The following is a 24027-nucleotide window of genomic DNA, read 5'->3' on the forward strand; positions in this document are numbered from 1 at the left end:
CATGCTGTGCTTTGGGATGGTCAATTTTTTATGCAATTTTGATGAGGCGCTACCTAACATGCAGCATGTCCCGCACGAGGAGAATGCAGCATGAAACAACGTATCGGTGGTTTCTGGATTTTGCTGACCGTTGGCCTGGCGGCCCATGTGATGATCATTTCGATTGCGGTGGAGCACTGGTAAGCAGAGCCGTCGTGCCGCTATCATGGCGCTTTTCTCTGGGGATGCCATGAAGCGGTTCTTGTTGCTGTTTGTTTTTATTGCCCATTCGGCCCTGGCGGCCACACCGATCCCGGCCGGCGCTGCCTATGACCTGGGGTTTTCACCTGGCGGCAGTTCGCTGAAAGTGGTGCAAAAGGGCGTTGACAGTGCGCAACAGGAGATTCTGGTGGCTGCCTATGGCTTTACCAGCAAACCGATTGCCCAGTCTCTGCTGGCAGCGGCGAAGCGCGGGGTCAAAGTCTGGGTGGTCGCGGATCGCAAGGCTAATCAGCCGGCCCGGGACGGGAAATTCACCGCCCTTTCCATGCTGGTGCAGCGCGGCATTCCGGTTCGCCTGAATGGCAACTATGCCATTCATCATCACAAATTCATGGTGATCGATGGCAAGACCGTTGAAACCGGCTCGTTTAACTACAGTCAGGCGGCGGTCAAGGCCAATGCGGAAAATGTCCTGCTGCTCTGGAACGTGCCGTCTCTGGCTGCGGATTACCGGCGTGAATGGCAGCGCCTGTGGGCCGAGAGTCAGCCAATGCAGCCTTGATGCGACGCTGGATGTTTTGCAATCGATTTGACCGTGCTCAGAACAGGGCATATTGCATGGGCATAATCTGATCCTCTGTGTTTCAGGAGCCCATCATGCAATTGTCGCAAATCAATCCCGAAACCGCCCGAGAGCTGCTCAGGTTATCTGTCGAGGCGGGCTCTGATCCGGACACCTGCATTCCGGATCGTTACCGTTGCTTCTTTGTCGCCAGCCGCCATGGCTGGCGGCTGAGTGATGATGCCTTTGACGCCATCATGCAGGTGCAGGGCATCCACTTTCACCATTGACCGGGTGCAGGGCCGACGGCTCCGCGTCACCGGCCCGTTCCCCATCCCCCGAATTCGCCCCGCTCGCGGATCTCCGCCTCTGCCTGGCGAATGGCCGGCACCAAGAGCGGAACGTCATGGAGCAGCGTCCCCGGCGCGACGCCCAGGTCGATGTATTGCTTCAGCAAGGGGTGGATGGTCGCCAGCAGTTGCCAGCGGGCCAGCGCGCGCCCCTGTACCTGCGGGTCTGTTGTCTGGCTGTAGCGGCGCGTGGCTTCGATGGCGCGTTGCAGCGAGGCAAAGCCGGAAATCAGCGAGCGCAGCGTCGACAGCACTTCAGCGTCCAGCCGCTCTGCAGCGACCGAAGATGAGGATGGAATCGGGTCAAACATGCTATGGAAAAATGAATTGGCGGGCTGCAGAACAGCCTCTGCCTCGTTTTCAACATTCAGTCGGATCGGATGGCTGGCAGACATCGGGTGAGATCCCCGATGCAAGGGCAGGGCATGATCAGTTCGGCTGATTCAACAGTTCTTCTGCGGCGGCGGACAGCAAGGCCGCTTCACGCGCCAGATTCTCACTGGCACGCAGCAATTTCTGGATACGCTCCACATTGGCACGCATGGCGGTGCTGTCCAGCTCGCCGCTGGCAATCGCTTTGACGACCGGGGCATTTTCTTCCGTGATGCCGTCGAGCTTGATGCCCAGCTGATAGCGCAGGCGCAGCAATTCCATCACCGGCTTGGGGATGCGTCGGTCATTTTCATAACGAGAGCCGCCTGACTGGGTGACGCCGATGGCGCTCCAGAATTCCTGTTGATTCAGATCCAGCTGGACGCGCAAGGCACGGGGATCGAAAGAGACGTTGTTTTCCGAACTCATGGGGGTAGACCTCATTCTGGATTAACTGCTTTTTTTTTAATGATTATTCACCCACCAGGTGGTGCTTTTTTTGTGCACGCATCCATGGGAGGTTGTTTCGCTCGGTGCATATCCTATATCGACTTAATACGATGTGTAATTATGTTTCAAGGATAATGAGGGCAGGTTGTTGCAAATGCGCTATATCTAGTTGTAATGATGCTTTTGGCATCGATCTTTAGTGGCTTTATATGACTATGGTATGGAGGCGGGAGGAGGTGACCCTGCAGGTCACCTCTTGGTCTGGAATCAATCAGAAAACATCTTCACAACGTTCTGCGAGAAATCGGGCATCGTCTCGATCATGGGCACGCTGCCTGACTTTTTGCTGCCTGGACCTTTCCGTTTCGTTGAGCTGCGGCTTGGCCACAGCGTACAGAAAACTTTCATGCTGGTCGCGCGCCTGTTTGCGACGCACACTGAGGGGGATACGCGAAATCATCCTGGTACCTCACTGTCGGTTGATTGCCTACTACAGCCCCAAACGCCGGTACAAAGGGTACCGGAGACCATCCGGACAGGCAGCACCTTGCGCTGCAACATGACTCGGTCGGTCAGTCAATAGATAAAGTGACTCGTTTTTTCTCATTTGTAAAGCGGGAATTTCTGTCCGAACGGCAAATGTTGTGTTTACTGTGCAGTTCACTCCAATATCATGATTGATATACTTGATCATAGTTGGTTTGTAAGACAAAACCATGACAATCGGGAGGTGCTGCGGGGGGGCCGGACAGACGACCTGCTGCTTTGAAATTAGCAGGATTTTCCGTGGGTGACAAAGGCGGTCAGGCAAAAAAAAGGAGCCCCTTGTAGGGGGCTCTGAATTGCACCTTCGCTCAGGAGACCGGGAGTGTCGACTCCCGGTCATATCAAGGCAGCGCAGAGCGCTGCCTGACCTGGCGTCAGTATGCGCTGAGGGCTCTGAAAGAACCATACGGTTTATTGAGCGTTTGTTTGACGAAGTGTGACTAAATGTTTCTTGGACGGAAGGTATGGAAAAACATTATCCGGAAATCGGCCGCAAACTCATCCCCATGCGCTGGGGAGACATGGATGCCATTGGTCATCTCAACAATACCTACTACTTCCGCTATCTCGAGCAAGTACGGGTCGAGTGGCTGGACAATATCGGGCAGGGCATCCGGCCGGGAGAGAGCGGACCGGTCATCGCCGCCACCTCCTGCACCTTCCGTCGCCAGATGAGCTATCCGGCTACGGTCGAGATCACCCTCGAACTGGAGCGCCTGGGGCGCAGCAGTATCACCCTGCGGCATCATTTTTACGTGCAGGGCGATCCGGAAACAGTCTATGCCTATGGGGATGTCACCCTGGTGTGGGTGAATTATCAGACCGGACAGCCGGTGGCTCTGCCCGAGGTGATCCGTCAGGTGCTGGCGCCGCAAGTGGCGGAGTTGGAGAAAATGTCAGTCTGATCAATGGTTTAGTGCTTGTCAGATTCCGCCTGCTTGCGCGCTTGGTCTGAATAGGCTAATGTCATCACCCCTATTAACCCCTCGGTCTGGCGCCTTGCGGCGCCTGCGACAGGAGCGATCTTTATGTTTTCCTGGTTTGAACGCCGGGTGAATCCCTATCCGGATTCTCCGCCTCCCCAGCCGCCCGCCGGCTTCTTCAGTTTTATCTGGTTCTGCACGCGCAGCATGCGTGGCCTGATCGTCTGCATGACCTTGCTGACTGCCACCATCGGTGCCTTCGAGGCACTGCTGTTTGCCATGCTCGGTTCGGTCGTCGACTGGCTGTCCCGCGTGCCGGCTGCCCAGCTCTGGCAGCACGAGCGCAGCAATCTGCTGCTGCTGGCCGCCATCCTGCTCGGCAGTCCCCTGCTGGTGGCCCTGCAGGCCATGTGCAAATACCAGGGCTTGTTCAGCAATTTTCCCATGCGCCTGCGCTGGCAGTTCCATCGCCATCTGCTCGGGCAGAGTATGAGTTTTTATCAGGATGAGTTTGCCGGACGGGTGTCGGCCAAGGTGATGCAAACCGCCCTCGCCGTGCGCGATACGGTGATGATCATTACCGATATTCTGGTCTTCGTGCTGATCTATTTCGTCACCATGATCGCGGTGGTCGGGCACTTCGATACCATGCTGCTCTGGCCCTTCCTCGGCTGGCTGCTGCTGTATGTGCTGACGCTGGCCTATTTCGTGCCGCGACTGGGCCAGGCGGCCACCCTGCAGGCCGATGCCCGCAGCCTGATGACCGGGCGTATCACCGATGCCTACACCAATATCGCGACGGTGAAGCTGTTTTCCCATGGTCAGCGCGAAGCGCGTTTTGCCCGCAGTGCCATGCAGGAGTTCATGCGTACCGCCTACCGTCAGATGCGTCTGGTGAGCGGGTTTGAAATCGTCAATCAGATGACCAGCATGCTGCTGATTGCCGTTACCTCGGGCGTGGCGCTGTGGTTGTGGATGCAGGGTCAGGTCGGCATTGGCGCAGTGGCCGCTGCCACGGCCATGGCGCTGCGGCTCAACGGGATTTCTCACTGGATCATGTGGGAGATGTCCAGCCTGTTCGAGAACATCGGTACGGTGCAGGACGGCATTGTCACTCTGTCGCGCAAGGTTGCCATCAGCGACCAGCCTGATGCCCCGGCCCTGCAGGTCAAACGTGGTGAAATTCGTTTCGAGCAGGTGGATTTCGGCTATGGCAGCGACAAGATGGTGATTGCCGGGCTGAACCTGACCATCCGCCCCGGCGAGAAAATCGGCCTGGTCGGCCGCTCCGGCGCCGGCAAGTCGACCATCGTCAATCTGTTGCTGCGCTTTTATGATGCCGACGGCGGTCGCATCCTGATCGACGGTCAGGACATCCGCAGCGTGCGCCAGGACAGCTTGCGCGCCCAGGTGGGCATGGTGACCCAGGATACCTCGCTGCTGCATCGCTCGGTGCGGGAAAACCTGTTGTATGGCCGGCCAGATGCCGGTGATGAGGACATGATCGCTGCGGCACGTCGTGCCGAGGCACATGACTTCATCCTGACACTGACCGACCCCAAGGGGCGCTGCGGTTACGATGCGCACGTCGGCGAACGCGGCGTCAAGCTGTCCGGTGGCCAGCGTCAGCGTATCGCCATTGCGCGCGTCATGCTGAAAGATGCCCCGATCCTGCTGCTGGACGAAGCCACCAGTGCGCTGGATTCCGAGGTCGAAGCCGCCATCCAGAGCAGTCTGTATCGGCTGATGGAGGGCAAGACCGTGGTGGCCATTGCACACCGCCTGTCGACCATTGCTGCCATGGATCGTTTGATCGTGCTCGATCGCGGTCAGGTGGTGGAGGAGGGCAGCCATCAGCAGTTGCTGGCTCGGGGTGGTTTGTATGCCCGTCTGTGGGCGCATCAGAGTGGCGGCTTCCTGGGCGAGGACGAGGAAGAGGAAAGTCCGGCCGGCCAGATGGGCTGAACGGCGAAGTCATCGCCGTTCATGACAAAACGCCCCCCACCTTCAGCGGTGGGGGGCGTTTTCATTGGTCGGGCGGCGAGGGCGTTTACTCGTATTCGTTCGGGTTCAGCTTGCCGCGCATCAGGTTGCGCAACAGGAAGCGATTGGGGTGCACGGCCTGCATCAGCGATTGCGGCAGCGGGGCCGGTTCGCCGCAAATCTGCGCGGCCAGGATTTCGCCCGACAGCGGCGCGGTGATCATGCCGCGTGAACCATGCGCCGTGTTGACATACAGCCCGGTTGCCCAGGGCGTCGGGTGCTCCAGCTTGAGCGATGCATCCAGGGCCAGACTGGCATAGGTGCGGACAAATTCGCGCAGCGGTGCGACCGGGCCGATCAGCGGCAGGTAGTCCGGGCTGGTGCAGCGCCAGGCGGCGCGACCGGCGAGCCGGGTGAGGTCCAGCGTGTCGGCCTGGCAGGCCTGATGCAAGGCTGGCGCCATGTCGCGCAGCATCGCCAGATTCTCCTGATGCTCCTCGGCGGTCAGCTGCAAGTGCTCGACGTTGAACTTGAAGCTGGCGCCGAGCGTGTGCTGTCCCCGGTGTGCCGGCGCCACATAACCTTCGTGGCACAGCACCGTCCGCAATGACTGGCTTTCTGCCGTGGCAGGCAAGTGTGTGACCTGGCCGCGAATCCGCTTGAGTGGCAGATGGCTGGTGCTGTCAAAGGCGGCACTTTCCGCCGCACCGGCCAGAATGACCACTGAGCCCAGGGCAACGGCACCGTTCTCGCCGCTCACCACCCAGAGATCATTGTCTGCATTGCGAGACAGCTCCAGCACCGAGGTATCGGTGGTGACGCGGATATTCGGATGAGCGCTCAGCGTGTTGGCCAGTGCTGCCGGATGCAGCCAGCCGGCATGCGGGAAAAACAATCCGCCCTGAGGGAGTGCCACACCGGCCCGTTCGCTGGCCGCCGCGCGATCCAGCCATTCCACCCAGCCGTCGGCCAGTCCGCTGTTGATCAGGGCGTGCTGTTTTTTCCGCTCGTCTTCGTCGACCGGCAGTTGCAGCACGCCGCAGGGTTGCCAGGCATCCGGCTGCCCGGCAAACAACTGCTGCAAGAGCGTCAGCGAAAAGCGATAGCCGGCCAGTACCAGCTGGGTCAGCGGGGTGGCATGCGGCGACAGGCGCGCATACAGGATGCCCTGCTCATTGCCGGATCCTTCTCTGGCCAGCGCCGGGTGACGCTCGATCAGCGTGACCTGCCAGCCGCGGCGCGCCAGACTCCAGGCACTGGCCGCGCCGGCTACCCCGCCACCGACCACCACGGCATGGCGTTCTTGTGCTTCGGGGCGGGGCGGATGGCTGTACCAGGGGGCTTTCCACGGTCTGGCGGATGATCCTGCCTGATAGACGCCACGACTCATCTCGCGCTTGCTGCCATGGCCGGGAACCTTCTCGACAGCGAAACCGGCTGCCTGCAAGCCGCGCCGGACAAAGCCCGCACTGGTGAAGGTAGCGAAACTGGCCCGGTCTGCCGACAAGTTCGCCATGGTCAGGAACAGTTCGTCCGACCACATCTGCGGGTTCTTGGCCGGCGAGAAGCCGTCGAGAAACCAGGCATCGATACTGCCGTCAACCTGCTGCAGGCTTTCCGTGGCATCGCCGATGATCAGTGTCAGACTGATCCGGCCCTCATCGAACAGGAAACGGTGCCAGCCCGGCGGCAGAATGCCGTACTGCGCACACAAGGCACCGGCCTCATCGGCCAGCTCGGGCCACAGCGCCAGTGCCCGGCGCAAATCAGACGCCGACAGCGGGAATTTCTCCACCGATACATAGGCCAGGCGTGCCCCAGCGGGGGCATGCCGGCGGAAGCACTGCCAGGCACAGAGGAAATTCAGTCCGGTACCGAAACCGGTTTCGCCAATGCTGAACAGCAGGTTGTCTTCGAGTGCGGCAAAGCGTTGCGGCAGGTCGTTGCCGTCGATGAATACGTGCCGGGTCTCATCCAGTCCGCTGTCGCGCGAGAAATACACATCGCCGAAAGCTGTGGAGAAGGGCAGCCCTTCAGGCCAGTCGAGTTGGGCAGTAGTGGTCATGACAATGAGGTGAAAAAGGGTGACAAATTCATCGGAATAACTGGTCTATAGCATAGAAGCGGCGCGTTCGAGGGCACTTTCGCTGACATCGGCCAGAGGCAGGCTGCGAGTGTCGGCCACAAAGTGACGGCTGGTAGAACGCTGATACAGCGGGTCGTAGTGTTGCTGCAGCAACTGCTCGACCAGCCGGGCAAACTGGCCGGCCTCGATCATGGCCTGCCAGGCCTGCCACTGCTCGCGCGGATACAGGGCCCGCAGCCGCTCCAGCTGACAGCGCAAATGCAGCGGATCGCGGGTGAGAAAGTCGTAATCCTGCAGCAGAAACTGCACCCGTTCTGCCAGCGGCACGTCGAGCCGGATGGCCGGCGCACGGTGCATGGCGGCCAGCAGGGCATTGGGCAGCGTGAGGCGACCGATATGGCGGCTTTCGGCTTCGATAAACACCGGCAACGACGGGTCGAAGCGGCACAGCGCCTGGCGCAGAGCACCCTCGAAGGCTTTCTGACCCGGCTGCGGTTCGCCGGGCACCTGGCCCAGTACCGAGCCGCGGTGGCAGGCCAGCCCCTCCAGATCCAGTACCTGACGCTGCTGGCGCGCCAGGGTGGCCAGCAGGCGGCTTTTGCCCGAACCGGTCGGGCCGGTCAGCACGCGGAAGTCCAGGCTGGCCGGTAACTGTTCGAGATCCAGCAAGACCTGCTGGCGATAGGCCTTGTAGCCCTTTTCCAACTGATGGGCACTCCAGCCGATCTGCCCCATGATCAGTGCCATTGAGGCGGAGCGCTGCCCGCCACGCCAGCAATAGATCAGCGGGCGCCAGGACTTGGGACGGTCGTGGAAATGCTGCTCGATATGCTCGGCAATATGACGCGCCACCAGCGCCGCGCCGACGCGCCTGGCCGCAAAGGGGGATTGCTGACAATACAGTGTCCCGACGCGTGCACGCTCCTCGTCATCGAGTACGGGGCAGTTCATTGCGCCAGGAATATGATCTTCGGCATATTCACTCGGTGAGCGTACGTCGATAATCTCGTCAAATGCGGCGAGCTGTGCTACGGTCGCGACCTTGAAGAACATGGTTTATAAGGGGGCTCAAAATGGCTGAAATCAAGTTGACACAATTGTCTCACGGCGGTGGATGCGGGTGCAAAATTGCGCCCGCGGTCTTGCAGTCCATTCTAGCTGATGCCCGCGACAAAACACCCTTTCCGGATTTGCTGGTCGGCGCAGAAACCAGTGACGATGCGGCGGTCTACCGCCTCAATGACCGGCAGGCGATTGTCGCTACCACCGATTTCTTCATGCCGATTGTCGACGATGCCCGCGATTTTGGCCGTATCGCCGCCACCAATGCGCTGTCCGATATCTATGCCATGGGCGCCACGCCGATCATGGCGCTGGCCATTGTCGGCATGCCGGTCAATGTGCTGCCGCTGGAAACCATCCGTGCCATTCTGGCCGGTGGTGAAGAAGTCTGTTCGGCCGCCGGCATTCCGATTGCCGGCGGCCACTCCATCGATGCCCCTGAGCCGATCTATGGCCTGGTGGCACTGGGTGTGGTCGATCCTGCCCAACTCAAGCGCAACAGTGGTGCACGGGCCGGGGATGTGCTGATTCTCGGCAAGCCGCTCGGCATTGGCATGCTGGCTCAGGCGATGAAGAAAGGCCTGCTGGATGCCGATGGCTATCAGGCGCTGATCAATGTGACCACGCGGCTGAACAAGGTCGGCAGCGAGCTGGCGGCCCTGGATGAGGTACATGCGCTGACCGACGTCACCGGTTTCGGCCTGTTGGGGCATTTGCTGGAGTTGTGCCGCGGCGCCGGATTGGGGGCGGCGCTGGATCTGTCCGCGCTGCCTGTCATTCCTGCCGTGCGCGCGTTTGCCGAGCAGGGCATCGGCCCGGGCGCCATCGAACGCAATCTGCAAAGCTTTGCCGCCGAGCTCGACATGCCGGACAGCGCGCCAGCTTGGCAGCGCCGTCTGCTGGCCGATCCGCAGACCAGTGGCGGCTTGCTGGTCAGTGTGGCACCCACTGCCGCGGCGCAGGTGCTGCAACGTTTCCATGCCGCCGGATTTGCCGAGGCAGCGGTCATCGGGCAATTGACGACCGGCGCAGTGCGCGTGGTGGCGCGCTGAGTGCCGGATCCAGTGGCAATGCCATCCAGTCAGGAGGAAATACGACTAAATTGAAGCTTGAATGCAATAAAAAGCTGCTATGAACAATAAAGATGCGGGCCAATGAGGAACTTACAATGAAAAATCTTAAAGTCAGACAGGTCCTGTTGCTGATTGCCGCGGTGGGGATCGTGGGCATGCTGCTGGTAGCCGCCATTGGCGTATACCAGCTTAATGCACAGCAAAATCGTGCAGTCGCCGGGTTTGGGCGTGCCGGCGAGGACATGCATATCTTGCTGGAGGTTGAGTCCGCCAGCCTGGAGTTCAAGAAGCAGGTGCAGGAGTGGAAGGATATCCTGCTGCGCGGTAATGATCCGGCTAAATTCGACAAGTACTACGGCAATTTCCAGACCCGTGAAACGGCGATGGATGAGCATCTGCGCAAGGCGCAGGCAGGACTCAAGGGCCAGGGCCATGACGATCTGGCAGCCGAAATCGACGGACTGCTGCAAACCCACAAGGATTTCGGCCAGAAATATCGTGATGCGCTCAGTCACTATGACAAGGCGGATCCCAATGCCTCGCATGTGGTCGACAAGCTGGTCGCTGGCATGGACCGGCCGATGACCGAGGCGCTGAGCAGCTTTGGCCAGAAAATCGAGAAAGCCTCGCTGCAGTCCGCCGATGATGAAATCGCCTCCCTGGCCACGGCGTTCAATGCTTCGCTGGTGATGTTCGGGGTGATTCTGGCCGTGGTCATGGCCGGTGTGATGGTGATTGTGGTCTCTGCCACCCGGGCGATTCTGTCGCAACTGGGGGGCGAGCCGAGTGATGGCGCCCGTGTGGCCCAGGCCATGGCCTCCGGCAATCTGGCCGTGAGCATCAAGGCCTCCGGCGGGGTGGATAGTCTGATGGCCTCGATGGAGACCATGCGCGTCGGGCTGCGCAACATCGTCAGCAATGTCCGTACGGTGTCGCAGGGCTTGTCCAGTGCTGCCCTGCAGCAGTCGAAGGTGTCCGAGCAGGTGGCCACCAGCTCGCATCATCAATCCAGTGCATCATCCAGTGTCGCCGCCGCCATCGAAGAGATGTCGGTCAGTATCCAGCATGTTTCGGACAGTGCGCGCGAGGCCAAGGAAATCTCCGAACAGATGAAGTCGCTGTCGGGCGAGAGTGGCGCGATGCGCGCCATGGTGGCCGACATGCAGTCGTTGTCGCAGTCCGTGCTGTCGGCGCAGGAGATGATCCGCGAACTGGGCACCCAGTCGCAGCAGATCCAGAGCATCGTGCTGGTGGTTCGCGATATTGCCGACCAGACCAACCTGCTGGCCCTGAATGCGGCCATCGAGGCGGCACGGGCCGGTGAGCAGGGGCGGGGCTTTGCTGTCGTGGCCGACGAGGTGCGCAAGTTGGCCGAACGCACGGCACAATCCACGGTGGAAATCTCGCAGATGGCGGAGAAGATCCAGAGCGGGGCGACTGCGGCCATCTCCGGCATGGAGGGCGCTGCTCAACTGGTCAAGACCGGTTCCGAGCGCGCAGGTCAGGCGGTGGAGTCGGTTCAGGAGATTAATCAGGGCGCAGAACGCATGATCCGTGGCGTGACTGAAATCCACCATGCGCTGTCCGAGCAGAGTATTGCCAGTCATGACGTCGCCACCAGTGTCGAGCGCATTGCCCAGTCCGCACAGGAAAATACCGCCGTCGTCGATCTGGCGACAGAGGCGGCCAAGCAACTGGAGCAGTTGGCGCGGGATCTGGAGAAAGAAGTCAGCCGCTTCGCGCTGTAAATGCCGAGGCAGAAAAAAGCAACCCGGCCCAGGCCGGGTTGCTTTTTTTGCTGGTGACTCAGGAGGGCGTTGGGGACGTGTGTGCTGCTCTGCCGGATGGGGGAGATAGACCGATGAATATAAAAATGTTTGACACGAAGGAATTTTTGTGAGAATGTATCCGACAGAGTTAAGCTGTGCATAAGTTGTTAAAGTCTCGACGTTCCCCTTCCAAGCGGTACTTCCGGTTTTAATCCCATAAGCGCCTCCTGTCTCTCGACAGTGTTTTTGCGCCCTGCCTGTTAACTCCATTCAAAATTCTAAATACACAAAGAAATGGATATTCCTATGATGATGCAAATCAGTCAGTTGCAACCCGGTTTTCGTATTGACGAACATCGTGATAATGGCGAAGTCGCCTCGTTTGAAGTGATGCAGGTGCGTTCGCTCGGCCGTCGTGTCGAAGTGACCTTCCGCTCGATGTTTGGTCTGGAAAGCGCCGTGTACATGGCCGACGCCTACCTCAACGCCAGCCGTTAAGCCTCATTCGACCTTCTGCCCGCCAGATGTGCGGGCAAATCGATATCACACACCACCGCCGCATCGTTGATGGCCAGCTGGCAGACTTCGTTGTCTTCCAGCAGGCTGCGTGCGCCCTGATCGCCCGTCAGTGCCATCAAGCCTGCCCGCATGCTCATGGCAAAACCGACCGGGTGCCCCGGCAGGTCGCCATACTGCGGGCGGACGATCTCGTGTTCGCGTAGCGCCGTGGCCACCTGGCGGAACACCTCCGGCGTGACAAACGGCATGTCGGCCAGGTGAATCAGCCAGCCTTGCCAGTGGCGCGTGGCGCTGACGCCCGCGGCAATCGAGTCACCCAGCCCGTGGCTGGCCAGCAGGGTCAGGGGGATTTGCAGCGCACGGCACAATTGCAGGACGGCAGTATTGTCCGGACGGGTGACGACATGCACCGGCAGGCCGCTGTCCAGTGCCTGGCGCAAGGTGCGGGCAAAGACAGTCTCTTCGCCATTACCCCCCAGCACCGCATTGAGCTTGTTACCCTCGCCGCCGGCCTGGATAAAGCGCTCGCCTCGCCCGGCAGCCGTGATCAGAATGCCTGTCTGGCCCATGCCACCTCCTCGTCAAATATTCCCTTATTACATTTTTGCGACGGATTTGCCGGGTTTTGCGCAAATCATCTGACCCAGATCAGATTGTTTTGCGACAACCGGCCATGCCGTGCCACCGCTGCCGCAAAAGTCGTATTCTGCTGATTGTCTTTACATGATGATAATGCCGCGGGCCGAACCGCACGCCACTCATCGCATGGCGCCAGTGGATCATGACCCGAGGGGGTAATGTTCATGATGTCAGCAAGCAATCAGCTGTTGTTGATGCAAATCCAGCCAACCATTTTGCGTTTTACCAAAATGCTGGCGAATGTCCTGCAGCTCGAAGTTGAAATCGTCGATGCCAACCTGATTCGTCTGGCTGGTACCGGGCCATTCGGCAGTGGTTTTGGTCGCAAACTGGAGGGGGATTCGCGTCTGTTGCGCTATGTGATGGAGCAACAGTGCGAAAAAGTCGCCATCAAGTCACGCGAAGACCCGGTCTGCCAGGGCTGTGCCACGCGAGACAGTTGCAAGGAGATGGCGTTTCTCGGCGTGCCAATTGTGGTCAATGGGGTCTGTATCGGTGCCATCAGCCTGGTCGCGCTCACCTGTGCCCAGCAGGAGCGCCTGCAGCAGAATCTGCAGGAGGTCAGCGACTATGTACGGCATATCTCCAGCATCTTTGTCTCCAAATTGCTGGACGCGCCGGACTGGAGCGAAGGCGATAAAAAACTGTTCCTGACGCTGATGACCCGCATGGCCCAGGGCGGCTTGTTGCTGGACGAGCACGACCGTGTCGTCTTTGCCAACGAGATCGCCCTGCAGCAACTGGGCTGCGATCCCAGCCTGGTAGGTCAGAAAATCAGCTTGCGCGCGCTCACCTTTGGTCAGCAGGGCTTGTCCGGCCATGTCCAGCATGTGGTTGATCTGGGGCAGCGACAGGCGCTGGTGATCGGCCAGCTATTCCAGATTCAGGGTCAGCAGTTGTTCCTGATGTCGCCGCATCAGGCCAATGTGGCCCAGGTCGCGCCGCGTGCCGACGATCCCTGTGCCATTGACAGTCTGATCGGCGAGAGTGCGCCGATGCGGCGGCTGAAAATCCTGATCCACCGCATCGCCCAGAGCCCGTCCAGCGTGCTGATTACAGGCGAAAGCGGCACCGGCAAGGAGGTGGTGGCACAGGCCATTCATCGCCTCAGCCCGCGCAGCGACAAACCCTTCATTGCCATCAACTGCGCCGCCATCCCGGAACAGCTGCTGGAAAGCGAATTATTCGGCTACACCAAGGGCGCCTTTACCGGCGCCAACAGTGCCGGCAAGCAGGGGCTGATCCAGGCCGCCCATCAGGGGACGCTGTTTCTCGATGAAATCGGCGACATGCCGCTGACCATGCAGGCCAAGCTGCTGCGGGTGCTGGAGTTGCGCGAAGTGACCCCGATTGGCGCCAGCCGGCCGATTCCGGTCGATATCCGCATTGTGGCCGCCACGCACCAGCACCTCGATCAGTACATCGCCGAAGGCAAGTTCCGCGAGGATCTGTATTACCGCATCAATGTCATTCCGATCGAACTGCCGCCGCTGCGCGAGCGCGAAGGAGATATCGAACGGCTGATCCACCACTTCCTGCAGCAACATACCCGGCGCATTGGCTGCGTTTATCCCGGACTGAGTGCCGAAGCGCGCCAGATGCTGAGCCAGTACCGCTGGCCGGGCAATGTGCGTGAGTTGAGCAATCTGGTGGAGTACCTGGTGAATGTCATCCAGGAGGGCGACATCATCGACTGTAGCTTGCTGCCGCCAAACATTTTGCGCGGCCAGAGTGTGCCGCCCCGTCCGGCCGCCGCGCCGGTCTCCACCCCCCTGACCGCGGCACCGGCCTGTGCCGCACCTCATGCCGAGCCGCCGCCGGTGGTCATGGCAGACAGCGGGCTGGAAAGCATGGAAAAGCAGATGATCGAGGAAACCCTCAGCCGGGTCGGCAACAAGAAACTGGCCGCCCAGGCGCTGGGGATCGGCATTGCCACCCTGTACCGGAAGATCAAGAAGTACGCGATTGAGGTGCCGGAGTAGGGAGGAGCAGATGGCGGATGGCGGGTGTTTCCCGCACGGCGCCCTGCCAGATTGCCGTCAGGGCCGGGTGCCGGCTCAGCAGTCGCGCCAGATCTGCCAGCCAGGCCGATTCGTGCTGGTGTTCGCCATGGACGAACCAGATGCGTCGCGCCTTGTCGGGACAGCCCTTGAACAGCCCCTGCGGGTGCGACAGCAGGCCGTCCAGCAAGGCCCAGTCGAGCGGCTGGCCGTGGACGATGCCGGTCAAGCTCTGCAACGCGTCCCAGCGATGTACCCGGTCTGGCGTCAGCGCTGTACCCAGCAGCGCCGAGCCCAGCAGCGAGATCACCACATCGCTGCCGGCCGGGATGCAGGGCTCGTGCTGCGCCGGAACCTTGAACAGTTTCTGGTGAGCGCCATCAGCCTCGACCAGAATCACGTCGAACCGGCGCTGAAGTCTGAGCTCGTCCAGTTGCGCCGGCGCCAGGCCGATCACCTTGCCGCTGCTGGCGTCGTGGCCGGCAAACCAGGCTTGAGTGCCGCCGGCGGGCACGGGGGGGCAGGGGCCGAAGTGAAGCCTTGTCACCTGATCCGCTGTCGGCAGATACATGCGCGTGGTGGTGCTCAGCAGCACGTTCAAGCCGCGCTGCTGCAACACCCTGGCCAGCCAGAACAGTGTCGAGGTTTTGCCGCCGGCACCGCACAGGCTGATCAGCCGGCAGTCGCCGGGTGTCAGCGGCCCCAGGCAAGCCAGCCAGCTGGCTTCGTCCGGGCAGGACTGGACATGGATGGCATTCTCAAAGTGATACATGGCGAGATTGGCTTGATATGAAATCAGTGTCGCCGATTATAGCGGTGTACGTGCCAGGCTGATACGACAGCCTGGCGGGACACTGGCGCAGAATTTGCTGTTGAAGTAGGGCGCCGCCCGGAGCGGTGCGCTGACAGGAGAGGTGTGCCGAATGAATCTGTTTGCTCATGCAGCCAGGCTGGAACAGGAAAATCGTCCGTTTGCCCTGGCGCATATCGTAGAAAGTCGGGGCTCGACACCGCGCCACAGTGGTCAGATGCTGATCGAAGCCGATGGCAGGACGGTAGGCACCATTGGTGGCGGCATGATTGAGCGTCGCGTGATCGAAGAGGCCATGCTGGCCATCATCGCCCGTGCGCCACGCATGGTTCACGGCCGCATGACCCGTACCGGCGAACATGCCGTCGGCTCGGATTGCGGCGGGGCCATGTCGGTCTATATCGAGGTTTTCGGCCAGCGGCCGCGGCTGGTACTGATCGGCGGTGGTCACGTCAATCGCGCCCTGGCGCAGGCGGCTGCGCCATTGGGTTATGAGATTCATGTCGGCGATACCTTTGCCGGCAATCTGGATGCAGCGCTGTTTCCCGCCGGCACGCAGCTCGCCCATGGCGAGACCATGAGCGAATTGCTCGACCGCCTGCCGCTCGAGGCCGATGCCCAGGTCATCATTGCCACCAACCATCAGGACAAGGAAGCGCTGGATAAGCTGATTGAGCGTCCCCTGGCCTATCTTGGCCTGTTGGCCAGCCGGCGCAAGACGCTGACTTTCATCCAGACGCTGCGCGAAGCCGGTACCCCGGAGGCTTGCCTGCAACGCCTGTACGCGCCCATTGGCTATGACATTGGTGCAGAGACACCGGAAGAAATCGCCATCAGCATCCTGGCGCATCTGCTGCAGGTGCGGCATGGCGCTCCGGGCGGCCTCAAGCAGGATGGACTGCGCCGGCATCGCCTGGTGGTGATGCGTGGCTCGGGCGATATTGCCAGCGGTGTGGCGCTGCGCCTGCACCAGGCCGGCATGCGCGTGCTGATGCTGGATCTGGCCCGGCCGACCGTGATCCGGCGCAGTGTGGCCTTCGCCCAGGCCATGTTCGACGGCGAAACCATGGTGGAGGGCGTGCAGGGCAAGCTGGCCCACTCGCTGCCCGAGGCCATGAGCCTGCTCGACAAGGGCATCATCCCGCTGCTGGTCGACGAGCATGCCGAATGCCTCGAGGCGCTCAAGCCGGATGTGCTGGTCGACGCTATCCTGGCCAAACGCAATCTGGGTACCCGGCGTGACATGGCGCCCTGCACCATTGCCCTCGGACCGGGCTTCGAAGCCGGTCGTGACTGTGATGCCGTGATCGAAACCAACCGCGGCCACTACCTCGGCCGGGTGATCTACCAGGGCGCGGCGGCACCGAACACCGGCGTGCCGGGCAATATCGAAGGCTTTACCAGCGAGCGGGTCATCCGCTCTCCGGTGGCAGGGGTGTTCCGCGCCAATGTACGGCTGGGTGAGCTGGTCCAGGAGGGCGATATCATGGCCTGGGTGGGTGAGGCACCCGTACCGGCACCGATGGCCGGCATGGTGCGCGGTCTGCTGCACGACGATATTGCCGTACCCGAAGGTTTCAAGATCGGCGATATCGATCCGCGAGGAGCCCGGGCCGATTACACTACCGTTTCTGACAAGGCGCGAGCCATTGGTGGCGGTGTGCTGGAAGCCATTTTGCATCTTGTGACCCCCTGATCTGCCCGCAGAAGTCTGTCGGCCTGACATCATCGTGTCAGGCCGAACCTCTCAAACTGATACAACCCATTCGCTTGATATAAAAACAAAATTGCGCCATGTCCGCCCCGGGGCGGCAGCATACCTTGCCCCTGCAAGGTTTTCCCGCGGAATTTCATTGCTTTGTCATGGCTGGCCTGCTTCTTGCTGAAGTCGGTGCAACCCTGGCCTGCGCATCGTGGTTTTGTGCCGTCGGCCTGCACCGTTTTCTTTTGATTTTCTTTGCAGGGAGTGAAGAAATGTCTGACATGCCTGGCGGTGAGATTGACCTGATTTTTTCCCTTGATGACAAACCCCCGTTTCTGCAGACCCTGACCGGGGCCCTGACTCACCTGTTTGCGATTCTGGTACCCATGGTGGCGCCGGCACTGATTGTCGGCGGCGCGCTCGGGCTGTCGAGCAGCACGACCGGCTATCTGGTGTCGATGGCGATGATTGCCTCCGGCATCGGTACCTGGCTGCAGGTGAATCGGTATGGCCGCGTCGGCTCTGGCCTGTTGTCGATTCAATCAGTGAATTTCTCCTTTGTGACCGTGATGATTGCGCTGGGCAGCGCCATGCGCAAAGACGGCCTGCACGAAGACCTGATCATGTCGACCTTGCTCGGGGTGTCCTTTGTCGGCGCCTTCCTGGTGGCGGGCGCCTCATTCGTCCTGCCCTATCTGAAGCGCGTGATTACCCCGACGGTCAGCGGCGTGGTCGTGCTGATGATCGGCCTGAGCCTGATCAAAGTGGGCATGATCGACTTTGCCGGTGGCTTTGCCTCCATGGGCAACGGGACCTTCGGCAGCTATCAGAATCTTGGTCTGGGCCTGCTGGTCGTTGTGGTGGTGATCGCCGTCAACAGCAGCAAGCGTCCGATGCTGCGCATGAGCGGCATTGTGGTCGGCATGATGACCGGCTATGTGGCGGCGCTGGCGCTCGGCCTGGTGGACTTCTCGGCGATGATGAACAAGCCGCTGATCACGGTGCCGGTACCGTTCCGCTTCGGTTTTCACTTTGATTTTCATGCCTTCCTGGTGGCCGGCGTGATTTATCTGCTCAGCGTACTGGAAGCCGTCGGCGACATTACCGCGACCGCCATCGTGTCGCATTGCCCGATCAATGATGACAACTTCACGCGCCGTCTGTCGGGCGGTGTGCTGGCCGATGGTCTGGTCTCGGTGATTGCCTCGGCGCTCGGTTCGCTGCCGCTGACCACCTTCGCCCAGAATAATGGCGTGATCCAGATGACCGGGGTGGCCTCGCGCCATGTCGGCAAATTCATCGCCGTGATACTAGTACTGATGGGATTGTTCCCGGCTGTCGGCTGCTTCTTCACCACCATTCCGCAACCAGTGATGGGCGGGGCAACCATCCTGATGTTCGGCATGATCTCGCTGGCCGGTATCCGCATCATCCTGTCCGGTCCGACCGGGCTGGACCGGCGTGAAACCCTGATCGTGGCCACGGCACTCGGGCTGGGGCTCGGCATTTCCTACCAGCCGGATGTGTTCCACGCCTTGCCGCCGGCCATCGCCATGCTGATGGAAAACCCGATCAGCGCCGGCGGGCTGATCGCCATTGCCATGAACCTCTGCCTGCCGCGGCGCGATGCGGTTGCCCGTCCGGTTGCAGCGGCCAGCAGCCAGCCGGTCGCCAAGGTGTCGACCGAGGTGATCCACGGTTGAGTCGACATGCCAAGGTCAAACGGCCCGCTGCGAAGGCAGCGGGCCGTTTTGTTTGAGCCTGTGCGGATGAGGGCGCTGAGACTATTCGGGGAGCGCAATCGCGATTCCCGGCTGCCGCTGCAGCGGCCAGATGCCGGATAGCGGATCCGCGCAGGGAGCCAGCGACACTGTCCCGTGCGCGGCAGACCGCTTGGCTGCCACACTTTGCAGGCCGCTACCGCACCGATTGTGCAACGTTTTTCGTTGCTGCTGATAAGCGCGTTCGTATGGCTGCAGTGACGCTTGTGCTGCATTAACCTGCTCGGCGACCTGGGGCAGGGGCGTGGGGGACGGCAACATGAAATGCTCGCTCAGTCCCTTGGCTGCGAGGTGGTCAGGGGCATGACTCAGGTCCGCAGGCAGCGTCAGTTGCCATCGAGTCGGTTGCACCGGAAACGTCACGTCCTCAGCCAGAACCTGATAGGGCAACAGACACAGCAGGGGGAGGGTAAGGCGTCGTGTCATGTGATCTCCTTGTCTGCAATCGGTGCGCCATTAGGGCCACGGCAGAACCAGTCCGTTCCCATGTCGCGCTGTACGAAAGTCCAGTCAGCCGGTGTCTGTCCCTTTTTGCTAGGGCGCCTGATAGCGTTGCACACTCTCGATGATTTCTGCCCGGGCCGCTTCCAGATCGTCCCAGCCATGCACCTTGGCCCATTTGCCGGCTTCGAGATCCTTGTAATGGCTGAAAAAGTGCAGCGTTTGCTGCAGCAGGGCCTGCGGCAGGTCTTCCAGGCTGCGAATCGTCGCCGTCATCGGGCAGACAGCATCCAGTGGCACGGCGACCACCTTTTTGTCGATGCCGTGTTCATCCTCCATCTTCAGCAGGCCAATCGGCCGACAGGGCACCACCACACCGCCCGGCAGCGGGAAGGGCGCATGCACCAGGACATCGGTCGGGTCGCCATCCTGCGACAAGGTGTGCGGGACGAAGCCGTAATTCATCGGATACTGCATGGCCGTCGAGAGGAAGCGGTCAACAAACAGGGCGCCGGAGGTCTTGTCCATCTCATATTTGACCGGCAGTGCGTTGGCCGGGATTTCCACGATGACGTTAAAGCTGTCCGGTAACAGATCACCGGCCTGGATGTGAGCGATATTCATAAAAACTCCTTGAGGTGTAAGGGGCCGGCAGTCTTGCTGCCGGCAGTGAGTGACTGCGATTCATCGGCCATACACGGCTCTGGCGCCCAAATGACGCTCGATTTCCAGCAGCCGGTTGTATTTGGCCATGCGTTCAGAGCGGCAGGGCGAGCCGGTTTTGATCTGACCGCCGCCCATGGCCACGGCCAGGTCGGCAATGAAACTGTCTTCGGTTTCGCCTGAGCGGTGAGAGACGACATAGCCCCATCCCGCCCGGCGACACAGCTGGATGGCCTCGAGGGTCTCGCTGATCGTGCCGATCTGGTTGGGCTTGATCAGGGCTGCGTTGCAGCTGCGGTCCTGAATGGCTTGCTGAATGTACTGAGGATGGGTGACCAGCAGGTCATCGCCGACAATCTGAACCCGGTCTCCCAGTTCGGCCGTCAGTTGCCGGAAGCCCTGCACATCCCCTTCGTGGTGTCCGTCCTCGATGGAAACGATCGGATAGCGATCCAGCCACTGACTGAGCAAGCTCACCATGCCGACACTGGTTTTTTGGCCTTGGCCGCCGCGCTGCAGGCAATAGTGACCATCCCGATAGAACGAATTGGCGGCAATATCCAGTGCGATGGCGATATCCCGTCCCGGCACATAACCGGCGCGCTCGATGGCCATGACGATCAAATCGCAGGCTTCTTCATTGCAGGTAACGATGGGCGCGAAACCGCCGACATCACCGACGCTGGTCGTACAGCCATGTTGGGCCAGCAAGGTTTTCAAGGCCCGAAAGGTTTCTGCGCCATAGCGCAGGGCCTCGGCGAAGTTCGGCGCGCCCAGCGGATAAATCATGAACTCCTGGAAGTCGAGTCCGGAGTCTGCATGCTTGCCGCCATTGAGCACGTTCATCATCGGAATGGGGAGGTGCGTGGCACCGATGCCGCCGAGGTAGGCATATAACGGCAGATTTGCGCTTAGCGCGGCCGCCCTGGCCACGGCCATCGAGACGCCCAGCATGGCATTGGCGCCCAGTACGGCTTTCTCGGGGGTGCCGTCGCACTCGATCATGCGGTGATCGATCTCGGCCTGCGCGCAAGGATTCAGGCCCTTGAGCAGTGGTGCGAGATGGCGATTAACGTTGTCGACGGCCCAAAGCACCCCCTTGCCCGCGTAACGGCTTTTGTCCTCATCGCGCAGCTCGACGGCCTCATGACTGCCGGTCGAGGCACCGGACGGGACGGAGGCACTGGCCGACACGCCATGATCGAGATAGACATGGACTCGCAGGGTGGGGGTGCCGCGTGAGTCGAGGATTTCCTGCGCCTCGATCGCCTGGATCTGTGCGCTCATTTCAGGATGCTCCGTTCCCGGCGCCATGGATGCCGACTGCCTGCACAGACTGTATGGAGCAAGGGGAAGGGGGGAGGTGGTGCGGCGGGCAGGCGCCTGCGGCCAGTACGTTAACGGGGAGGGCCGTCTGTACTGAACGGCAATGCAATGTGCGTGCCGGCGGGCGTCTGTCCGAGAAGGACAGCCGTACGTCAGGACATGATGAAATCAACGCCGAAACAGCGTAAGGGAACAACAACTGGGTAAACATGACACCCCCTGGCAAGCATGCTGAAGACAGCGCTCAGTTCGAGCGCGGCACAGACATCATCAGCCACCAGGCGGTTACAGGGAGGAATGTCATCTCCGGCGGATATCATAACGCAGAATCATGAGAAAATTGAATGGCATTGATTTAAAAACAGAAATTCTCTTGTGCCTTGCCGGGCGCCACCATCCGGCACAATCGCCAGCCAGAATGATTCTTAACGATTACCCGGTTTTCATTTTTTTTCGTCGGGTGTATATTTGGCTTCGGAGATGACATTCCTCCTTGTAACCGCCTGGTGGCTGATGATGTCTATAGACCTGCTCTGAGCAAGAGCAGCGTGTATTCATCGCGCCCTACAAGGAATGTTGTCATGCTCTACTCTCTGCTTGCCATTAGTGTTGGTGCCACCCTGGGTTCTGTTCTGCGCTGGGTGCTCGGCCTGACGCTCAATACCCTGTTTCCCACGCTTCCCCCCGGTACGCTGGCAGCCAACCTCATCGGCGGCTATCTGATCGGCCTTGCTGTCGCTTTCTTTGCCAATCATCCCGATGTGTCGCCGGTCTGGCGTCTGCTGGTCATTACCGGTTTTCTCGGTGGTCTGACCACCTTCTCAACCTTTTCCGCCGAAGTCACGACACTCATACAGCAAGGTCGCTTGCTGTGGGCCGCGGGTGAAATCGGTCTCCATGTCATCGGCTCCGTCCTGATGACCTCACTGGGCATTGCCACGATCATTGCCATCAAACACGCCTGAATTTCGGAGAAATATCATGAACGGTTATCAAGTCACGTTTTTTACCCAGCAAAACCGCAGTCATGCCGGCTTCCCTGTGGCCGAGTGGCTGGTTCGCGAAGCCCGGAAATTGAATCTGGAGGGCGCCACCATGGTGACGGCTGCAGAAGGACTGGGGCGGGATCACAAAATCCATGCGGCCCGGTTTTTCGAGCTGGGTGACCAGCCGGTGGCGGTCACGCTCGCCATGAGCGAAGACCACTTGCCGGTCTTGCTGGCCCGGCTGCAGCAGGAGCATCTCAATCTCTTTTACATCAAGATGCCGATCGAATACGGCTTCACATGCCCGCAACAGGCTTGAGCCGACAGGAGGACTGAACGATGACGGTAACCATTCAAACCATTCAGGCGCTGGAGATCCTCGACTCGCGGGGCAATCCGACACTGCGGGTCAATATCCGGCTGGACAACGGCCTGACTGCCTGTGCTTCGGTGCCTTCCGGCGCTTCAACGGGCGAAAACGAGGCGGTTGAGCTGCGTGATGGCGATGCGCAGCGCTATGGTGGCAAAGGCGTATTAAAAGCCATCGACAACGTCAATCGACACATTGCGCCGCTGCTGCAGGGGCGCGACCCGCGAGATCAGGCGGATATCGATTACCGTATGATCGAGCTGGATGGCACGGACAACAAGGCGGAGCTGGGCGCCAATGCCATTCTGGGCGTCTCCCAGGCGGTGGCGCGGGTAGCGGCCCGCCAGGCGGGTCTGCCCCTGTATGCCTATCTTGGTGGTGTCGGTGCAGTGCACCTGCCCAAGCCGATGATGAATGTGCTCAACGGTGGCAAGCACGCTGATTCGGGGCTCGATTTTCAGGAGTTCATGATTTATCCCATTGGCGCACCGAGCTTTGCCGAGGCCCTGCGCTATGGCGCAGAAACTTTTCATGTCCTGAAAGGCATGCTGGCAGAGCGCGGTTATGCCACCAGTGTCGGCGATGAGGGCGGTTTCGCACCCAAGGTCAAGCGTAATGAAGAAGCCTGCGACCTGATCGTCGAGGCCATCGAGCGGGCCGGTTATGTCCCGGGCCGCGATATGGCCATTGCGCTGGATCCGGCGGCCAGCTCCTTTTATCTGGACGGGCGCTACTGTCTGAGCCGCAGTGGTCAGGGGGAGAAGAGTGCCGAGGAACTGGTTGCCTTGTTTCAGGACTGGGTGGATCGCTATCCGATCGTCTCGATCGAGGACAGCCATGATGAAAATGACTGGGATGGCTTCCGGCGCATGACCTCGGCGCTGGGCGACCGGATTCAGATTGTGGGCGATGATAATCTGGTGACCAACACCCGCTTCATTGCGCGGGGTATCCGCGAAAAAGCCTGCAATGCCGCCCTGATCAAACTCAATCAGATCGGCTCGGTGACCGAAACCATCGAGGCGATCCAGCTCTGTCGCAAGGCAGGGTGGGGCTATGTCATCTCACATCGTTCCGGAGAAACCGAAGATACCTTCATGGCCGACTTCGCCGTGGCCATGGGGGGTGGGCAGATCAAGTGCGGCTCACTATGTCGCTCCGAGCGTATCGCCAAATACAACCGTCTGCTGGAAATCGAGCACGAGCTGGCCGGTCGTGCCGTGTTTGGCGCCTGAAGTTCCCGCTGCACCGTCGGGTGGGCAGGCGCTCACCCGACGTCACCGGTCGATTCTCAAAGTGATAAACCACCCTATTGATTTGATTCTCACCCGGGGAAAACGCCCGGGCATGCCTGGCCGGCCGCAGGGACATCCCCGGCAAAGCCTTGCTGCATAAGGGGCCGCTGATTTTGT

General features: G+C 60.4%; 22 protein-coding genes and 2 riboswitches. Of the genes, 13 read left to right on the top strand and 9 right to left on the bottom strand.

Annotated features, from left to right (window positions below):
* The first annotated feature begins 229 nt into the window (after nt 1–229).
* Nucleotides 230–763, top strand: a complete 534-nt coding sequence (locus tag JNO51_RS05750) for a phospholipase D family protein (protein ID WP_215782059.1) — start codon at nt 230–232, stop codon at nt 761–763.
* Between the two features lie 95 nt (nt 764–858).
* A complete protein-coding gene (locus tag JNO51_RS05755) occupies nt 859–1053 on the top strand; it encodes a hypothetical protein (RefSeq protein ID WP_215782060.1) in 195 nt (64 codons plus the stop codon).
* A 26-nt stretch (nt 1054–1079) separates the two neighbouring features.
* Here JNO51_RS05755 and JNO51_RS05760 read toward each other — a convergent pair whose 3' ends face one another.
* A complete protein-coding gene (locus JNO51_RS05760) occupies nt 1080–1508 on the bottom strand; it encodes a hypothetical protein (RefSeq protein WP_215782061.1) in 429 nt (142 codons plus the stop codon).
* 34 nt (nt 1509–1542) lie between these two features.
* Complete coding sequence (locus tag JNO51_RS05765) at nt 1543–1914, bottom strand: DNA-binding transcriptional regulator (RefSeq protein WP_215782781.1); 372 nt, start codon at nt 1912–1914, stop codon at nt 1543–1545.
* Nucleotides 1915–2945: 1031 nt separating this feature from the next.
* Between JNO51_RS05765 and JNO51_RS05770 the strand changes: the two genes are divergently transcribed.
* Both JNO51_RS05770 and JNO51_RS05775 read left to right on the top strand, forming a co-directional pair.
* Nucleotides 2946–3386 carry a thioesterase family protein gene (locus JNO51_RS05770; protein WP_215782062.1) on the top strand — a complete coding sequence of 147 codons (441 nt, stop codon included), beginning with the start codon at nt 2946–2948 and terminating at the stop codon, nt 3384–3386.
* Between the two features lie 123 nt (nt 3387–3509).
* Nucleotides 3510–5369, top strand: a complete 1860-nt coding sequence (locus JNO51_RS05775; RefSeq protein WP_215782063.1) for an ABC transporter ATP-binding protein — start codon at nt 3510–3512, stop codon at nt 5367–5369.
* Nucleotides 5370–5454: 85 nt separating this feature from the next.
* On the opposite strand, the gene mnmC is transcribed toward JNO51_RS05775, so the two are convergent.
* Together mnmC and mnmH are read right to left on the bottom strand one after the other, a co-directional pair.
* Nucleotides 5455–7452, bottom strand: coding sequence for a bifunctional tRNA (5-methylaminomethyl-2-thiouridine)(34)-methyltransferase MnmD/FAD-dependent 5-carboxymethylaminomethyl-2-thiouridine(34) oxidoreductase MnmC (mnmC, locus tag JNO51_RS05780; RefSeq protein ID WP_215782064.1), 1998 nt, complete (start codon nt 7450–7452; stop codon nt 5455–5457).
* 45 nt (nt 7453–7497) lie between these two features.
* On the bottom strand, nt 7498–8526 hold the full coding sequence (gene mnmH / locus JNO51_RS05785; RefSeq protein ID WP_215782065.1) for a tRNA 2-selenouridine(34) synthase MnmH: 1029 nt from the start codon (nt 8524–8526) through the stop codon (nt 7498–7500).
* A 20-nt stretch (nt 8527–8546) separates the two neighbouring features.
* Between mnmH and selD the strand changes: the two genes are divergently transcribed.
* The 3 genes from selD to JNO51_RS05800 all read left to right on the top strand — a co-directional run bounded on the left by selD (nt 8547) and on the right by JNO51_RS05800 (nt 11875).
* On the top strand, nt 8547–9587 hold the full coding sequence (gene selD / locus JNO51_RS05790) for a selenide, water dikinase SelD (protein ID WP_215782066.1): 1041 nt from the start codon (nt 8547–8549) through the stop codon (nt 9585–9587).
* A 116-nt stretch (nt 9588–9703) separates the two neighbouring features.
* On the top strand, nt 9704–11356 hold the full coding sequence (locus tag JNO51_RS05795) for a methyl-accepting chemotaxis protein (RefSeq protein WP_215782067.1): 1653 nt from the start codon (nt 9704–9706) through the stop codon (nt 11354–11356).
* 327 nt (nt 11357–11683) lie between these two features.
* Nucleotides 11684–11875 carry a hypothetical protein gene (locus JNO51_RS05800; protein ID WP_215782068.1) on the top strand — a complete coding sequence of 64 codons (192 nt, stop codon included), beginning with the start codon at nt 11684–11686 and terminating at the stop codon, nt 11873–11875.
* Here JNO51_RS05800 and JNO51_RS05805 read toward each other — a convergent pair.
* Complete coding sequence (locus JNO51_RS05805) at nt 11872–12465, bottom strand: NTP transferase domain-containing protein (RefSeq protein ID WP_215782069.1); 594 nt, start codon at nt 12463–12465, stop codon at nt 11872–11874. The two genes, JNO51_RS05800 and JNO51_RS05805, sit on opposite strands and share 4 nt — an antisense overlap.
* A 234-nt stretch (nt 12466–12699) precedes the next feature.
* Between JNO51_RS05805 and JNO51_RS17500 the strand changes: the two genes are divergently transcribed.
* Nucleotides 12700–14517, top strand: coding sequence for a sigma-54-dependent Fis family transcriptional regulator (locus JNO51_RS17500; protein WP_215782070.1), 1818 nt, complete (start codon nt 12700–12702; stop codon nt 14515–14517).
* Here JNO51_RS17500 and yqeC read toward each other — a convergent pair.
* Nucleotides 14486–15307, bottom strand: a complete 822-nt coding sequence (yqeC, locus tag JNO51_RS05815; protein WP_215782071.1) for a selenium cofactor biosynthesis protein YqeC — start codon at nt 15305–15307, stop codon at nt 14486–14488. The genes JNO51_RS17500 and yqeC overlap by 32 nt on opposite strands.
* Before the next feature lie 151 nt (nt 15308–15458).
* On the opposite strand from yqeC, the gene yqeB reads away from it, so the two are divergent.
* Together yqeB and JNO51_RS05825 are read left to right on the top strand one after the other, a co-directional pair.
* Nucleotides 15459–17042, top strand: coding sequence for a selenium-dependent molybdenum cofactor biosynthesis protein YqeB (gene yqeB, locus JNO51_RS05820; RefSeq protein ID WP_215782072.1), 1584 nt, complete (start codon nt 15459–15461; stop codon nt 17040–17042).
* Between the two features lie 278 nt (nt 17043–17320).
* Complete coding sequence (locus tag JNO51_RS05825) at nt 17321–18751, top strand: nucleobase:cation symporter-2 family protein (RefSeq protein ID WP_215782073.1); 1431 nt, start codon at nt 17321–17323, stop codon at nt 18749–18751.
* An 81-nt stretch (nt 18752–18832) separates the two neighbouring features.
* Here the strand turns inward: JNO51_RS05825 and JNO51_RS05830 are convergent, their stop codons facing one another.
* The 3 genes from JNO51_RS05830 to eno (JNO51_RS05840) form a co-directional block, all read right to left on the bottom strand.
* Nucleotides 18833–19255, bottom strand: a complete 423-nt coding sequence (locus tag JNO51_RS05830) for a hypothetical protein (protein ID WP_215782074.1) — start codon at nt 19253–19255, stop codon at nt 18833–18835.
* 108 nt (nt 19256–19363) lie between these two features.
* Entirely contained in the window at nt 19364–19894 is a 531-nt protein-coding gene (gene ppa, locus JNO51_RS05835; protein ID WP_215782075.1) for an inorganic diphosphatase, read from the bottom strand.
* 60 nt (nt 19895–19954) lie between these two features.
* Nucleotides 19955–21220: a phosphopyruvate hydratase gene (gene eno / locus JNO51_RS05840; RefSeq protein WP_215782076.1), complete on the bottom strand. Its 1266-nt coding sequence runs from the start codon at nt 21218–21220 to the stop codon at nt 19955–19957.
* A gap of 293 nt (nt 21221–21513) precedes the next feature.
* A riboswitch (Fluoride riboswitch) is annotated at nt 21514–21576 on the bottom strand.
* Nucleotides 21577–21726: 150 nt separating this feature from the next.
* A riboswitch (Fluoride riboswitch) is annotated at nt 21727–21789 on the top strand.
* 51 nt (nt 21790–21840) lie between these two features.
* Here eno (JNO51_RS05840) and crcB point away from each other — a divergent pair.
* The 3 genes from crcB to eno (JNO51_RS05855) are packed head-to-tail and all read left to right on the top strand — an operon-like array spanning nt 21841 to nt 23850.
* Entirely contained in the window at nt 21841–22224 is a 384-nt protein-coding gene (gene crcB, locus JNO51_RS05845; RefSeq protein ID WP_215782077.1) for a fluoride efflux transporter CrcB, read from the top strand.
* 16 nt (nt 22225–22240) lie between these two features.
* The gene (locus JNO51_RS05850) at nt 22241–22564 is read left to right on the top strand and encodes a DUF190 domain-containing protein (RefSeq protein WP_215782078.1); all 324 of its coding nucleotides are present in this window, start codon (nt 22241–22243) and stop codon (nt 22562–22564) included.
* A 20-nt stretch (nt 22565–22584) separates the two neighbouring features.
* Complete coding sequence (gene eno, locus JNO51_RS05855) at nt 22585–23850, top strand: phosphopyruvate hydratase (RefSeq protein ID WP_215782079.1); 1266 nt, start codon at nt 22585–22587, stop codon at nt 23848–23850.
* Nucleotides 23851–24027: the final 177 nt, after the last annotated feature.

Source organism: Paludibacterium sp. B53371 (assembly GCF_018802765.1).
GTDB lineage: Bacteria > Pseudomonadota > Gammaproteobacteria > Burkholderiales > Chromobacteriaceae > Paludibacterium.

Excerpts from the sequence above, each read along its gene's own strand:
- JNO51_RS05750 (WP_215782059.1), top strand. The coding sequence starts at position 230 with ATGAAGCGGTTCTTGTTGCTGTTTGTTTTTATTGCCCATTCGGCCCTG.
- JNO51_RS05755 (WP_215782060.1), top strand. The coding sequence starts at position 859 with ATGCAATTGTCGCAAATCAATCCCGAAACCGCCCGAGAGCTGCTCAGG.
- JNO51_RS05760 (WP_215782061.1), bottom strand. The coding sequence starts at position 1,508 with ATGTCTGCCAGCCATCCGATCCGACTGAATGTTGAAAACGAGGCAGAG.
- JNO51_RS05765 (WP_215782781.1), bottom strand. The coding sequence starts at position 1,914 with ATGAGTTCGGAAAACAACGTCTCTTTCGATCCCCGTGCCTTGCGCGTC.
- JNO51_RS05770 (WP_215782062.1), top strand. The coding sequence starts at position 2,946 with ATGGAAAAACATTATCCGGAAATCGGCCGCAAACTCATCCCCATGCGC.
- JNO51_RS05775 (WP_215782063.1), top strand. The coding sequence starts at position 3,510 with ATGTTTTCCTGGTTTGAACGCCGGGTGAATCCCTATCCGGATTCTCCG.
- mnmC (WP_215782064.1), bottom strand. The coding sequence starts at position 7,452 with ATGACCACTACTGCCCAACTCGACTGGCCTGAAGGGCTGCCCTTCTCC.
- mnmH (WP_215782065.1), bottom strand. The coding sequence starts at position 8,526 with ATGTTCTTCAAGGTCGCGACCGTAGCACAGCTCGCCGCATTTGACGAG.
- selD (WP_215782066.1), top strand. The coding sequence starts at position 8,547 with ATGGCTGAAATCAAGTTGACACAATTGTCTCACGGCGGTGGATGCGGG.
- JNO51_RS05795 (WP_215782067.1), top strand. The coding sequence starts at position 9,704 with ATGAAAAATCTTAAAGTCAGACAGGTCCTGTTGCTGATTGCCGCGGTG.
- JNO51_RS05800 (WP_215782068.1), top strand. The coding sequence starts at position 11,684 with ATGATGATGCAAATCAGTCAGTTGCAACCCGGTTTTCGTATTGACGAA.
- JNO51_RS05805 (WP_215782069.1), bottom strand. The coding sequence starts at position 12,465 with ATGGGCCAGACAGGCATTCTGATCACGGCTGCCGGGCGAGGCGAGCGC.
- JNO51_RS17500 (WP_215782070.1), top strand. The coding sequence starts at position 12,700 with ATGATGTCAGCAAGCAATCAGCTGTTGTTGATGCAAATCCAGCCAACC.
- yqeC (WP_215782071.1), bottom strand. The coding sequence starts at position 15,307 with ATGTATCACTTTGAGAATGCCATCCATGTCCAGTCCTGCCCGGACGAA.
- yqeB (WP_215782072.1), top strand. The coding sequence starts at position 15,459 with ATGAATCTGTTTGCTCATGCAGCCAGGCTGGAACAGGAAAATCGTCCG.
- JNO51_RS05825 (WP_215782073.1), top strand. The coding sequence starts at position 17,321 with ATGTCTGACATGCCTGGCGGTGAGATTGACCTGATTTTTTCCCTTGAT.
- JNO51_RS05830 (WP_215782074.1), bottom strand. The coding sequence starts at position 19,255 with ATGACACGACGCCTTACCCTCCCCCTGCTGTGTCTGTTGCCCTATCAG.
- ppa (WP_215782075.1), bottom strand. The coding sequence starts at position 19,894 with ATGAATATCGCTCACATCCAGGCCGGTGATCTGTTACCGGACAGCTTT.
- eno (WP_215782076.1), bottom strand. The coding sequence starts at position 21,220 with ATGAGCGCACAGATCCAGGCGATCGAGGCGCAGGAAATCCTCGACTCA.
- crcB (WP_215782077.1), top strand. The coding sequence starts at position 21,841 with ATGCTCTACTCTCTGCTTGCCATTAGTGTTGGTGCCACCCTGGGTTCT.
- JNO51_RS05850 (WP_215782078.1), top strand. The coding sequence starts at position 22,241 with ATGAACGGTTATCAAGTCACGTTTTTTACCCAGCAAAACCGCAGTCAT.
- eno (WP_215782079.1), top strand. The coding sequence starts at position 22,585 with ATGACGGTAACCATTCAAACCATTCAGGCGCTGGAGATCCTCGACTCG.